Origin of the sequence: Bacillus sp. MYb78 (assembly GCF_002975115.1) — a bacterium.
GTDB classification, from domain to species: Bacteria; Bacillota; Bacilli; order Bacillales; family Bacillaceae_G; genus Bacillus_A; species Bacillus_A cereus.
Genome location: NZ_PCOB01000013.1, coordinates 20,713 through 33,822, shown reverse-complemented (window position 1 = coordinate 33,822; position 13,110 = coordinate 20,713). Strand labels below are relative to the sequence as shown.

Sequence of the window (13,110 nt, the reverse complement as noted above, 5' to 3'; positions counted from 1 at the left end):
CTTTTTTTGGAAAAAATACTATTGAAAATGAATAGACTAAGAGTATGATAAAGATAATTGGTAATATATAGGTTTAATGAGAGTTACGAATAAGGGGGTAGCGTATGAAGAAGGATTTGGATAAGAAAATAGAAGCACTCGAAACGGCAATTGAAACAATTCAAGAAGCACTTGCTGAATTAAAAGTGAAGCAAAGGGAAATAGAAGTAGAGAACGCTCAGCAACATGTTAGTAAGGAAAAGAAAGAATATATTGAAACGGTAATGGAGGAAAAGCCAAAAGAAGAAATAGTTACGATAAAAGAGCCTGTGCAAGAATATGAGGTAAAACAAGTAGATATATCTGCTTTTAAACCAGAGCCATTTAATATTATTAAGTTTTGTCAAACGTGGTTACCGCGTGTATTTGTCGGTATTATGTTGCTTGGAGTGATCTGGTTATTTAAAGCAGGAGTAGATGCTGGTTTATTAACACCAGCAATACGAATTGTGTTTGGTATCGCATTATCTATCGGTTTGTATTATATAGGAGATATTCAAATTAAAAGAGAGCGGCAGGCGTTAGGATTAGTATTGGTTGGAGGAAGTATTTCGGGGATTGTTTTAACGACGTTTGCGGCACATTATTTGTATGCATTTATTCCGGCAAGTATCGCGCTTCTCTTTAATATTGCATGGGTTATTTTAGGGATTTATTTAGCGAAAAGATATAACTCGGAATACCTTACTATCTTCGTAGCGGTAGGAGCGTTCTTCGTGCCATTCTTGTTAAATAGTACGACTCCTAATCCTTATATTTTCTTTGGATACGAGACGATATTAACACTTAGTTTATTATGGTATGGATTGAAAAATCGTTATAAATACTTATATATGATTTCTTACGCTGTTGCGGCCATTGTTCTTTTTGTCTTCTTTGCTGTTATGTCAATATTATTAGAGAACTTGCAAATACAGTTAACGATTGTATATGGTTTGATTCATTTACTATTATTTTGGCATATGTTTACGGAGAGAAGTTTTATACCAGAACCGCGTTTGGCGATATTTAGTGCGAATGCAGTGTTCTTTATACTAGCTATTTCAAAAATACCTGATTTTACAACATGGGGATTAATTATTAGTGCACTCGTGCATGCCGCTATGTTCGTATTTGAATATAGGAAAAATAGACATTCTACATTTACAAATCTCTTATTTGGTTTCGCAATGGGAGCATTTAGTTTAGCGATTTTATACGAGTATAGTTTAGTGAATGCAGCGATCGTACTATTGTTACAAGGTTTCCTCGGTATGGTTACTTCTATTAAAGGAAAACAACAGATAAAGTTGTATGTTAGTGCAACGATTTACGCAATTGGAATGATACAGACGATTTTTAGCCCGTTTGATCAATTTATTTCGGCAGGTTTTGTTGCTCATCTTATTTTAATAGGAACGTTCTATTATTGCATGAGACAGGCGAAAGAAGTGTTAGCGAGTTTTGGTAAGTATGTGTACTCTATAGCACTCTACTGGTTAATGGTCATTGTATTTATTACAATCACTAGAATTGGTGAAGTTCTTTCTACAGATGGAAGTATAATTAGCGTATCTGTATCGTTATTATGGATGATATATGCGTTATTTGCAGTTTGGTTTGGCCGTTATAGACAGATGAATGAAATATTATATGCTGGATTAATCGTATTAGTAGTAACGGTAGGGAAGTTATTCCTACTTGACTTACCAGAGGTTTCGATGATGATTAGGGCAGTGTTATTCCTAATCGTCGGTAGTATAGGTATCGTTATTTCAAGAATGTTTTTCTCGAAGGAAGAGAAGTGAAAAGAAGGCAATCCATGTATGGATTGCCTTTTTCATTATTTTTTATTAATCGTTACAGTTTCATTATATTTCGCTGTTGTATTTTGACGTAGACGAAGCGTTGCTTGTCCAGTTGTATTTGAATCAATCTGTACATTTACAACTTTCTCAGCAGAGCCTAAGCTGTTTGTTGTGAAAGAGAAGGCACTACTATATCCAAAAGCAGATGGCCAAGTGCCGTTTGTATTTTGAATTTTTGCTACTTGTGTTCCACCAGTAGTGAATATACCTAAAGAATAGTTGTTATAAGTTGTATTAGGTAGTAAGTTGTTTACTTGAATCTTCATTTGGAAAATTTCATTGTTTGGTAGAATGCTAGGGTGTGTAACGACGTAGTCGCTTGTTGTTACCGCACCGTTATAACCGTATGAACCTGGTTTAAAAGTATTTGTATTAAACCATTGATAACCTGCATTTGGTGCACTCCAAGGTTCAGGTTGTGGTTCTGTTGATAAGCTTGGCTGTTCAAATGTTTGTAGAGCTGTAGGTGAATCAAGTTGTAAACCATTTACTTGATCTAAACTTGTAAATGTCTCTTTATTCGATAACCAATTTACGATGTTTTCTAATAAAATCGCATCGTTTTCTTCTTTATAACCATCGTAAGTTTTCTTTGTTTGGCCAGAATCTTCACGAACGTACTTTGGCGTAGCATCTTCAACAGGAGAAGAGTCACCAATAAAGGCAGCTTTTCCAAGTCCTACTTTTGCAATTGCAGCATATGGGCCTTCTGCAATACCACCGCCATTATAAACGCCACTATCAACAGCGTTATTCCATTTTGATGGATTTTCTGGAAGGTAAACAAGTCCTTTTGCTAGTTTTGGATTTGTAATTGCTAGAGTAGAACCAGCATGCATTGCTACAGAAGAAACACCTTTTGTAATTCCGAAAGATTGTTCAGGCGATACAATTGTTTTCGCTGAAACATCACCAAGTGCATTGTAGCGGAAGCGAATACCGAAGTTGTCAGATAGCCAATCAGAGCTTTCTACTCCTTGCATAGTTTGTGAATTTGCTTCTTCATTAGACATTCCTTTTGCTGGATTATCCCAAGCACCGCGTCTATATCCATTAAATACTTCAGAAGAGTCCCAGCGATTTTTATTACGATCCGCATTGTAATGATCGGCAATAAAGAAGATACTACCGCCATTTTTTACATATTGTAACATAGCGTCCTGCTCAGATTTTTTGTAAGGAATATTAGCTTCTGGAACGATAAATACATTGTAACCTTTTAAGTCTTCGTACGTAATAGGTGTTGATTTACGAAGTTCTTTTACGTGATAACCGTTTTTTGCAATGCCGTTTCCGAAGTCAGAAAAGCCGCCGTCAATAACCCAGTCAGCTGTCCCAGCAGTTTGACCGTGTGTATTATCGAATAATACTTTCTTCCCATTGTTTTGATTTACAACTTTTGCAGCAATTTCAGGAGCTGGGTCTACAGAGCTTTCGGCATAAGTAGACGGTATGAACGAGGTCCCTATACTTAGTGTAATTGCTGTTGCTAAAGAAAATGTAATCCATTTTTTATTCTTCATAGAAGAATCCCCCTAATAATAAATATATGTGCTTTAATAATGTAATTTATTTTTCTGTAAAAATAAAGACGGAAAACATAAAAAATATTAAAAGATTGTAAAAATACCGTGAATTTTGTTGAGAAATATTTATATAGATATAAAAACACCCCTTCCAAGTAATAAGGAAGGGGTGCTTTGCTTAACTAATTTTTGAGTTAGGTGTTTCATCAATCTTATGAAACCCTTTCATGTAATATACGATTGCTAAGCCGATAAGCCAAATTGGGCCGACAATCAATGCAATTCGTGTATCTTCTGAATACGCCATTATACCTAGTACTAATACAAGGAAAACGAGTGAGAAATATGAGCTTAATGGGTATAAAGGCATTTTATACGATAACTTTTGTTTATTTTGAGTAGGTAAGCTTTTACGGAATTTAATTTGAGCGACTAATATAATGCCCCAAGTCCAAATTGCGCCGAAAGTTGAAATGCTAGTAAGCCATGTAAATACCTTTGCAGGTACGAGATAGTTTAATATAACGCCAATGAGTAAAACGATAGCAGTTGCTACAATTCCTTGGCTTGGAATGCCATTTTTATTTAAACGACCAAATCTTTCAGGAGCTTTTTTCTGCTGAGCTAATGTAAATAGCATACGGCCTGTACTAAATAAACCGCCATTACAAGAAGAAAGAGCTGCTGTTAATACGACAAAATTAATAATACCTGCTGCTTTTGCGATACCAATTTGCTGGAATGTTAATACGAATGGGCTTCCTTTCTCACCAAGTTCGTTCCATGGATAAATTGCCATCATAACGAATAGAGCTCCTACGTAGAACAGTAATATTCTCCAAAACACGTTATCAATTGCTTTTGCGAGTGTTTTCTTCGGATTTTGAGCTTCACCAGCTGTAACACCGATTAATTCAACGCCTAAATAAGCGAATAGTACCATCTGCATGGAGAGTAGTAACCCAGAAAAACCATTTGGGAACCAGCCACCATGTGACCAAAGGTTTGAAATACCAGTAGCGATACCACCGTTTCCGAATCCGAATAAAATAATACCAGCTCCGACTACTATCATACAGATAATTGTGACAATTTTAATTAGAGCAAACCAAAACTCAAGTTCTCCAAATACTTTTACCGATAAGAAGTTAAAAGCGCTCATTAACAATAGAGCAAGTAACGCCCAAGTCCAGCGCGGGATATCTGGGAACCAGTACTGCATGTAAATGCCAGCTGCTGTAATTTCAGCCATACAAGTAACCACCCATAAGAACCAGTAATTCCAACCAGTAATATAACCAGCGAGTGGGCTGATATAATCATATGCATATTTACTAAAAGAACCGGCAACAGGTTGTTCAATTGCCATTTCCCCGAGAGCTCGCATAATGAAAAAAATAACGAGTCCGGCAATCATATAGCCTAGTAAAATAGAAGGACCGGCTAGTTTAATCGCGGAAGCGGATCCTAAAAATAGCCCAACGCCAATAGCTGAGCCCAGTGACATTAAAGTAATATGTCGTTCTTTTAAACCACGATTTAAAGTTCCAGATTTGTTTGTGTGCTGCATAAGAAGACTCCCCCTTGTAGAGTGAACGATATTTGAATGCGTTTACTAAATATTTAACTATTTCAAATTATAAAACATTTCTATCTGTTATGCTACAAAAATAATCATAACGAACTGTACTACATCTGTACTTGTCAGACTTAAACTTAAAATTCGAACTATTAGGGAATATGTTGACTCTTCTTTTTATTGATTGTTAAGATTAAGTATTATATTTTCTCACATACTAGTAAGAAAAAGAATGTGTGATAATAATTCAGGTGTAGGAAGGGTACATAAGCATGTTTCAATTACAAAAATATAACACTTCTGTGAAGCAAGAGTTTTTAGCTGGCATCACAACTTTTTTTACATTTGCGTATATTCTTGTCATCAATCCAAAAATATTATCTGATGCAGGTGTACCATTTGACCAAGCGTTTACAGCAACAATTATTGCAACCGTTGTTGGAACAGTAGGTATGGCGATTTTCGCGAATTACCCGATTGTTATTGCTCCAGCTATGGGAATGAATGCATATTTTGCTTATTCTGTTGTACAGAAGGCAGAAGGGATTACATATGTAGTTGCCTTTTCAGCTGTATTTGTAACGGGGATTATTTTTCTTTTATTATCTTTTACTTCGTTTAGGCAAAAGTTAATTTTAGCAATTCCTGATAGTTTAAAGCATGCAATTGCAGGTGGAATTGGACTATTTATTGCTTTTATTGGATTGCGCCTTTCTGGAATTATCGTGGATCATCCGTCTAATTTAGTTACGATTGGTGATTTTCATTCTCCAGCCGTTATTTTAACTTTAATTGGTTTAATATTAGCGGCGGTATTAATGACATTGCGTGTGAGCGGTGCATTATTTATTAGTATGATTGTGACAGGAATTATTGCTTTCTTTACAGGGCAATTGAAGTTTGCTGATAAAATTGTGGCGATGCCTCATTTACCAGAGGGTATCATCGTTTCAAACCCAATCAATGCCTTTTCAGATGTAATTGAATACGGATTATACGGCGTTGTATTTTCATTTTTACTTGTACTTTTATTCGATACAACAGGTGCATTACTTGGTTTAATTAAACAAGCAGGTTTAATTACAGACAATACAGAGAAGCGTTTTGGTAAAGCGTTTATTGCAGATGCAATTGGCGGGACTACAGGTTCTATCTTTGGAACAAGCCCAACAGCAGCGACGATTGAATCGTCAGCAGGTATTGCTGCAGGTGGTAAAACTGGATTAACAGGGATTGTAGTTGTTGGTCTAACAATTATAACGGCATTTTTTAGTCCTGTTATTGCTTCTTTATCAAGTGTAGCCGCTATTACAGCTCCTTCATTAATTATAGTAGGTAGTTTAATGGCACAAAGCATTCGAGATATTAATTGGAATGAATTTGAAGATGCGTTACCAGCATTTTTGATTTTTATAGGTATTCCGTTAACGTCTAGTATTGCAAATGGAATTGCAATTGGATTTTTAGTATATCCAGTTTTGAAAATTGTGAAGGGTAAAGGAAAGGAAGTACATCCATTACTATACTTATTTACAATTTTATTTGGATGTCATTTATTCTTATAATATAGATATAGGAGAGTGAGCTTCTTATGAGAGGCTCCTTTTTTTGTGTATAATAAAGTGAAACTATAGGCAGTAGTGGGGATTTATCCCCACTGTGTATTAGCCCGCATCAATCGGGATAATGTGGAAATTAAATTAATTTCGTAAAATATAAATTACCTAATGGAATGTATATGTTACAATAAAGGTGGAGGAGGAACATGAATGGCTGTAAGTAAAATAAAAGTCGCGCGTGTTCAGTTAGATTTAACACAGCAAAAATTAGCAGAAAAAGTAGGCGTTACAAGGCAAACGATTAGTTTAATTGAGAAGGGGAAATACAACCCATCTTTAGATTTATGTTTGAAAATTTGTTATGCGGTAGATAAAACATTGAATGATTTGTTTTGGGAGGAAAAGGAGTGATAGGGTGAAAATCGTGAAAGATGAACGTTTAATGATTGAGGGGTTAAAACACATTAGGTTAGTTTTCATTTTACAAAATATCATCATACTAGGCATTGTTTTTTACCGTTATGTTTTGCAAGGAGCAGGATATGAAAGTGTTTCGGATCTATTAATGGTATTTATGGGCGGGATCGTAGCCATTAACTTCTTAAATTTAAAACATTCTGTAGAGGCATATGAGCATACAGGTGGGGTATCACGTAGCTATTTCATGAAACTATTATTCATTCCGGTAGGTATTGTTATTGGACTGTTAGCTATTTGTATTATTGTAACACCGGATATTTCGATAAAAGCAATCAGTATAACAGCACTTATTATGTTTGCTTGTTTTTTAGTTCCTAGTTTATTTATCTACATATATATGAAAAAGATAAAAAGTGAAGATTGAAATATAAGAAAGGCTTTCCCGTATTGAGGAAAGCCTTTCTTATATCTTTTTATACAGTACTTTATGAAGGCCAATCGGTTCAATTTCAAAGATTTCACCATGCTCCTGAAAGTCTAATCGCTTGTAATAGTCAGTTACAGTAATACGGCCATTACACCATAGGATGTTTGCTTTCCGTTCTTTTAAAATTTGTTCTGCCTTCTGAATTAAGGAGCTTCCAGCTCTTTTGTTCCGAAAGTTAGGTAATGTTGCCATTCCTCGTAGTCTATAATGGATACCTTTTTGCAAATCAGGATATATTTCTTTTGAGAAGGAAGCGATGCTAATCAACTCATCGTTTATAAAGGCACCTAAGTGGAATGTGTCTTTTTCGTAATCAGAAGAGTATTTACAGTCTGCTAGGGACTGATTGGGACGCAACACCGCTTGGCGTAATAAGTGTGTCTCGGATGCATCAATATACTGCACAGTAATCATGTTATCATCCTTTCTTATAAACCTTTTTCTATAAGTTGTATAAAGAAGTATGCAGGTGCAGCGAGAAGGCCGAGTATACTAGCGGTTCCGAGAAGGAGTGAAAGAAAAAGGAATGAGTATTTAACTCCATTTGATTTTTTCCAACCATAGCTGCAAATTTCAATGCTAACACCGATGAGAATAATGGCGACGAGTACTTCCGCTAATAATAAGAGAGCTAAAGTTACAATAGACATAATGTAATCCATCCTCATAATATGTGATAGTAACATTTTACCATATGAAATTAAAAAAATGCCCCTCAATTATGTGAGGGGCATTTTTTACTCTAATATGTTTTTTAGTGTATCGATATGCTCTTTTGAACCTGTTACAAGTAATGTATCGCCGTGTTGTAGTCTTGTATCACCATGTGGTATTAATGCTTTATTACCGCGGTAGATTTGAATGACAAGTACATCACCTAAAAACGGAAGGCGGCGAAGCGCAATGCCGTTATATTTATTGCTGCGTAGTTCAACTTCGCGTACTGTTTCGTTTGCTGTTGTAATTAAGCGAACGAGACTAGGTTTATCAATAAGTGCACGTAATAAAATACGTGTAGAGTTAATTGTTGAGAATACAGCGATATGTTCTTGCGTTGCTTTTTCTTGTAGAAGTGGATCTTCTACACTTGCAATAACATGTTCAACACCTAGCTCTTTTGCATGTTCTGCTAATAATAAGTTTTGTTCATCATCGCTTGTTGCAACAACGACGCGATCTGCATCAAATGCTGTTTGTTCAGTTAATGATGCGATTGTGATGTCATCTAATTTCACGATAGGGAAGTCATGCGATTTCGCTTCCTCATCATTTATTTTGTTTTGACGCATCATATATAGCGTTACGTCATAATCTTCTCGTTTTAAATCTAGTGATAACGGAAGGGTAATTCTGCTCGCGCCAATAATAGCTACTTTTGGTTTTGGTGTTTCTACTTTTGGGAACATTTTTTTAAACAATATAGGTGCAAAAATACAAGTAATAACTGCGCTTAAAATAAGAGAGGCAGATAAACTTGGACTGATAATCCCCAGTTTTTCACCAATTTGTGCAGCCGCAATAACTAAAGAAAGTGTCGATGTTAATAAAATTGCACTTCCAAGTACTATATTACGTGGATACCATTTTCGTAAGACGAGTGATGGTAAGAGTTTTGAAATAAATAGTCCTACAATTAAGATTGGGATCATTAGCATGCTAGAAGGTTCTTTGAAAATAGACCATACCTCTAGATTTACACCAACCATTACGAAGAAAATAGGGATGAAGAAACCATAGCCGATGGAATCAAGTTTTTCAACCATATCTTCATTTGGTGATAATAACGATACAAGTACACCTGCTAAGAAGGCACCTAAAATATTTTCTGCTCCAACAGATTCCGATAACCCTACTAATATTAAAATGAGTGCAAAAACAGCTCGTGTATCAATTTGTACACTACCAGCTTTTAAACTATCTAAGTATGGAATGTTTTTAAAGCGTTTTGCAATAAAGTAAATGACAATACCAGCACCGAATAGAAGAAGTAGGAGCCACATACTTTGGCCGCTTTCGGAATTTAATCCGACGAAAACAGCGAGTAAAATCATTGTAACTAAGTCTGCAATAACAGCAACTAATAAAATGATTTGTCCGATTGCAGTTTTTCCTAGGTTGTTTTCTTTTAATGTTGGTACAACAACACCTAAAGAAATAGTTGAAATAATTAAAGTCATGAACATTGCATTATCTACAAATCCTAGCCATACGAATAGTAATGATAGGGCATAAGATAAGATGAAAATAAATAAGAAGATAATGCTTGCTACTTGAAATGTATTTGGCTCGTTTGTCGTATTTTTTTTCCCTTTTTGTTTAAAGATAGAAAAATCAATTTCTAAACCGCTTAAGAACATGAGGAAGATAAATCCTAATGTTGATAAAACTTGAAGCCATATATCTGGCTCAATAATATTAAACCCACTTTTACCTACAAAGATTCCTGCAATAATTTCTGCAACGACAACAGGAAGTGCTTTTAATTTAAAGCGTTGTAACAAAAGGGGAACGAAAAACGCGATTGCAACGACAACCATAAGTGATAGAACAGAAGTATGATGTTCCATTGCGTTCTCTCCCTTCAAATAAATATAGTACCTATTTAGCCATATAATAGGTAGAAAAGCAACGCATATGGATTCGATTTCATAAAGAAAGATTTTTCTTAACATTTGTCATAATAAGTATATTTTTCATGATTCTGTTGTTAATTCCGTAATGTGGATGTAATAGGGGAGGGGATAAAAAAAGACTGCTGAGGAATCTCAGCAGTCTTTTTCATGTACATTACATTGAGAAGAAGATCCATACAGTTAAACCAACTGTTGCAGTTGCAACGAAGAAACTGTATATCATTGTAAGAATTTGAACTCTTCCTTCTCCTTCTTTTAAATGCATGAACATAATTAATTGTAACAATGCTTGCGCAACAGCCATTATGATAATAGTTGTTAAGACTGTTGAAAGTGGCAATGTTGTGTAAAGTGCCACGTATAACGCTAGAAACGTTAATGCAAGCGATAAAATAAATCCGAAAACGTGTGACCAAGGGAATCCGCTATGCGCATGCCCGTTTGCTTGATTGTTGTTTTGAGCCATTTACGCCACCATCCCGTTCAAGTAAACTAGTGTGTAAATAAAGACCCAAACTAGATCAAGGAAATGCCAGTATAAGCTGATAATGAATACTTTACGAGCTGTAACTGGTGTTAAACCTCGTTTTAAAATTTGGATAATAACACAAGTTGCCCAAATGATACCGCCTGTTACGTGGGCTCCGTGCGTTCCAAGAAGAACGAAGAATGCAGATAGGAAAGCACTTGTTTGAATTGTTGCGCCTTCACCGATGTACATAATGAACTCTTCGATTTCAAAGAATAGGAAACCTGCACCTAAAAGTAATGTAAGGATGAACCATCCAAGCATTGCTTTTTGGTTGTGCTTACGCATTTCGTGAATTACGATACCACATGTGAAACTACTTGTTAAAAGTAGTAATGTTTGAATTAAAAGCGTTTTAAGTTCAAACAGTTGCGCTGGAGTTGGGCCATCTGCCGTACGACCAGCAAGGACTAGATAAGAGGCGAAAAGTGTTGCGAACAGCATAATTTCAGCCCCAAGAAAAATCCAGAATCCTAGGATATTCAATCTGCTTTGTTCGGATTGATATTCCAAAGGTAAGCTTTTATCTAAAGCCGCCATGTCATTTCACCTCTCATGCTATATGTTCTGTTTCTTTAATTTCATCAACACTTACGTAGTAGCCATCATCATAATCGAATGAACGATAGATTAAGCATGCTAAAATACCAACGCCGCCGATTGCTGCAAGCCAGAACCAGCTAAATACTAATGCGAAACCTGCAAGACCGAAGAATAAAGACGCAATAATAGGCACACCAGAGTTACTTGGCATGTGAATTGGTTTGATATCTTCTGCTGCTGGTGTAACTGTTTCTCCGCGTTTTTTCATGTACCAGAAAGCATCAGCTTCTTTGATTTCTGGTAGTTTCGCGAAGTTGTAATGTTGTACAGGAGATTGAGTTGCCCATTCAAGTGTACGGCCATCCCATGGATCTCCAGTTGTGTCACGTTCACCGTGACGTGCACTCCAAATTACGTTGTAGCAAAGAAGTAGGAAGCCAATACCCATCATTACCGCACCAACAGATGCGATTTGGTTTAGCCATCCCCATCCAAGACTTTCAGAGTAAGTGTACATACGACGAGTCATACCGTCTAAACCTAAGAAGTACATTGGGAAGAAACAGATGTTGAATCCGCTCATAAAGATCCAGAATGTCCATTTACCTAGGCGTTCATTTAACATATGACCAGTCATTTTTGGATACCAGAATGTGAATCCAGCAAGCATAGCGAATACTGTACCTGCGATTAATACGTAGTGGAAGTGAGCGATTAGGAAGTAGCTGTTATGGTATTGATAATCAGCTGCTGCCATTCCAAGCATAACTCCTGTAACCCCACCGACTACGAAGTTTGGAATAAATGCCAATGACCAAAGCATTGGAACTGTAAAACGGATACGTCCTTTATACAGTGTAAACAACCAGTTAAAGATCTTAACACCGGTTGGAATCGAAATCGCCATTGTCGAAATCGAGAAGAATGAGTTAACCGCTGGACCTGCACCCATCGTGAAGAAGTGGTGAAGCCATACGACGAAACTTAGTAAAGAAATTGCAACCATTGAGTATACCATCGCACTGTAACCGAATAGACGCTTACGTGAGAATGTACTAATGATTTCAGAGAAAATACCGAATGCCGGTAAAATAACGATATATACTTCAGGGTGACCCCATACCCAGAACAGGTTGGCCCATAACATCGGCATACCGCCGCTCGCCATCGTAAAGAAGTGAGCATCGAATAGACGGTCAAATGTCATTAATGCAAGAGCAACTGTTAATACTGGGAAAGCGAAAATAATGATAATTGTTGTAATTAAGATTGACCAAGTAAACATTGGCATTCTCATTAAAGTCATACCAGGTGTACGCATTTTTAAGATAGTAACAAGGAAGTTAATACCGGTCATTAGCGTACCGAGACCTGAAATCTGTAATGCAATTGCGTAGTAGTTATTTCCTACGCCTGAAGTAAACTCTGTACCTGCCATTGGGAAGTAAGAAGTCCACCCAGCGTCTGGAGAACCACCGATTACGAAAGCGATGTTGAATAACATTGCTCCGACAAAGAATAACCAGAAACTTAAAGCATTTAAGAACGGATATGCAACGTCACGAGCACCAATTTGTAATGGTACTACAAGGTTCATTAATCCCATAACGAATGGCATTGCCATGAAAAGAATCATTACTGTACCATGCGTTGTAAAGATTCCGTTATAGTGTTCAGCGTTTAAATAAGTTGTTTCTGGGAATGTTAACTGTGCACGGATCATTAAACCATCCATACCACCACGGAATAACATGATAACCGCAGAAATAATATACATGGCTCCGATTTTTTTATGGTCAACAGTTGTCAACCATTCGTCCCAAAGCCATTTCCATTTTTTATACTTTGTTAGTACGAAAATGATTGCTAATGTCACAAGAACGATAGAAGCGTCTGCACCGTAAATAATCGGGTCACCTGTGACAAAGAATTCATCAAGCTTCACTGT

General features: G+C 36.4%; 12 protein-coding genes. 4 read left to right on the top strand and 8 right to left on the bottom strand.

Annotated elements, in window-relative coordinates; all coding sequences use genetic code 11:
- Window positions 1–104 precede the first annotated feature (104 nt).
- Window positions 105–1,826, top strand: a complete 1,722-nt coding sequence (locus CQ064_RS21655; RefSeq protein ID WP_000710913.1) for a DUF2339 domain-containing protein — start codon at window positions 105–107, stop codon at window positions 1,824–1,826.
- 35 nt (window positions 1,827–1,861) lie between these two features.
- Here CQ064_RS21655 and CQ064_RS21650 read toward each other — a convergent pair whose 3' ends face one another.
- Together CQ064_RS21650 and CQ064_RS21645 are read right to left on the bottom strand one after the other, a co-directional pair.
- Window positions 1,862–3,409: a DNA-binding protein gene (locus CQ064_RS21650; protein WP_000791514.1), complete on the bottom strand. Its 1,548-nt coding sequence runs from the start codon at window positions 3,407–3,409 to the stop codon at window positions 1,862–1,864.
- A gap of 181 nt (window positions 3,410–3,590) precedes the next feature.
- The gene (locus CQ064_RS21645) at window positions 3,591–4,982 is read right to left on the bottom strand and encodes an amino acid permease (protein ID WP_001164901.1); all 1,392 of its coding nucleotides are present in this window, start codon (window positions 4,980–4,982) and stop codon (window positions 3,591–3,593) included.
- Window positions 4,983–5,263: 281 nt separating this feature from the next.
- Here CQ064_RS21645 and CQ064_RS21640 point away from each other — a divergent pair, with 281 nt between their 5' ends.
- The 3 genes from CQ064_RS21640 (at window position 5,264) to CQ064_RS21630 (ending at window position 7,394) form a co-directional block, all read left to right on the top strand.
- Complete coding sequence (locus CQ064_RS21640) at window positions 5,264–6,556, top strand: NCS2 family permease (RefSeq protein ID WP_000487190.1); 1,293 nt, start codon at window positions 5,264–5,266, stop codon at window positions 6,554–6,556.
- 204 nt (window positions 6,557–6,760) lie between these two features.
- Window positions 6,761–6,961, top strand: a complete 201-nt coding sequence (locus CQ064_RS21635; RefSeq protein ID WP_000301177.1) for a helix-turn-helix transcriptional regulator — start codon at window positions 6,761–6,763, stop codon at window positions 6,959–6,961.
- Window positions 6,962–6,965: 4 nt separating this feature from the next.
- Window positions 6,966–7,394, top strand: coding sequence for a hypothetical protein (locus CQ064_RS21630; protein WP_000706643.1), 429 nt, complete (start codon window positions 6,966–6,968; stop codon window positions 7,392–7,394).
- A gap of 39 nt (window positions 7,395–7,433) precedes the next feature.
- On the opposite strand, the gene CQ064_RS21625 is transcribed toward CQ064_RS21630, so the two are convergent.
- From CQ064_RS21625 to qoxB, 6 genes are all read right to left on the bottom strand, one after another.
- Window positions 7,434–7,871, bottom strand: coding sequence for a GNAT family N-acetyltransferase (locus CQ064_RS21625; protein ID WP_000633846.1), 438 nt, complete (start codon window positions 7,869–7,871; stop codon window positions 7,434–7,436).
- A 14-nt stretch (window positions 7,872–7,885) separates the two neighbouring features.
- Window positions 7,886–8,143 (bottom strand): DUF4022 family protein, encoded by a 258-nt coding sequence (locus tag CQ064_RS21620; protein ID WP_071714271.1) that lies wholly within the window; start codon window positions 8,141–8,143, stop codon window positions 7,886–7,888.
- A gap of 51 nt (window positions 8,144–8,194) precedes the next feature.
- A complete protein-coding gene (locus tag CQ064_RS21615; protein ID WP_000399974.1) occupies window positions 8,195–10,024 on the bottom strand; it encodes a monovalent cation:proton antiporter family protein in 1,830 nt (609 codons plus the stop codon).
- 220 nt (window positions 10,025–10,244) lie between these two features.
- The gene (gene qoxD, locus CQ064_RS21610; protein ID WP_000068425.1) at window positions 10,245–10,556 is read right to left on the bottom strand and encodes a cytochrome aa3 quinol oxidase subunit IV; all 312 of its coding nucleotides are present in this window, start codon (window positions 10,554–10,556) and stop codon (window positions 10,245–10,247) included.
- Entirely contained in the window at window positions 10,557–11,159 is a 603-nt protein-coding gene (gene qoxC / locus CQ064_RS21605; RefSeq protein WP_000729314.1) for a cytochrome aa3 quinol oxidase subunit III, read from the bottom strand. It lies immediately after the preceding gene.
- A 13-nt stretch (window positions 11,160–11,172) separates the two neighbouring features.
- Entirely contained in the window at window positions 11,173–13,107 is a 1,935-nt protein-coding gene (qoxB, locus tag CQ064_RS21600; RefSeq protein WP_000762374.1) for a cytochrome aa3 quinol oxidase subunit I, read from the bottom strand.
- Window positions 13,108–13,110 lie beyond the last annotated feature (3 nt).

Bases quoted from the DNA above. Each gene is read 5' to 3' on its own strand.
- CQ064_RS21655 (WP_000710913.1), top strand. From the start codon at position 105: ATGAAGAAGGATTTGGATAAGAAAATAGAAGCACTCGAAACGGCAATT.
- CQ064_RS21650 (WP_000791514.1), bottom strand. From the start codon at position 3,409: ATGAAGAATAAAAAATGGATTACATTTTCTTTAGCAACAGCAATTACA.
- CQ064_RS21645 (WP_001164901.1), bottom strand. From the start codon at position 4,982: ATGCAGCACACAAACAAATCTGGAACTTTAAATCGTGGTTTAAAAGAA.
- CQ064_RS21640 (WP_000487190.1), top strand. From the start codon at position 5,264: ATGTTTCAATTACAAAAATATAACACTTCTGTGAAGCAAGAGTTTTTA.
- CQ064_RS21635 (WP_000301177.1), top strand. From the start codon at position 6,761: ATGGCTGTAAGTAAAATAAAAGTCGCGCGTGTTCAGTTAGATTTAACA.
- CQ064_RS21625 (WP_000633846.1), bottom strand. From the start codon at position 7,871: ATGATTACTGTGCAGTATATTGATGCATCCGAGACACACTTATTACGC.
- CQ064_RS21620 (WP_071714271.1), bottom strand. From the start codon at position 8,143: ATGTTACTATCACATATTATGAGGATGGATTACATTATGTCTATTGTA.
- CQ064_RS21615 (WP_000399974.1), bottom strand. From the start codon at position 10,024: ATGGAACATCATACTTCTGTTCTATCACTTATGGTTGTCGTTGCAATC.
- qoxD (WP_000068425.1), bottom strand. From the start codon at position 10,556: ATGGCTCAAAACAACAATCAAGCAAACGGGCATGCGCATAGCGGATTC.
- qoxC (WP_000729314.1), bottom strand. From the start codon at position 11,159: ATGGCGGCTTTAGATAAAAGCTTACCTTTGGAATATCAATCCGAACAA.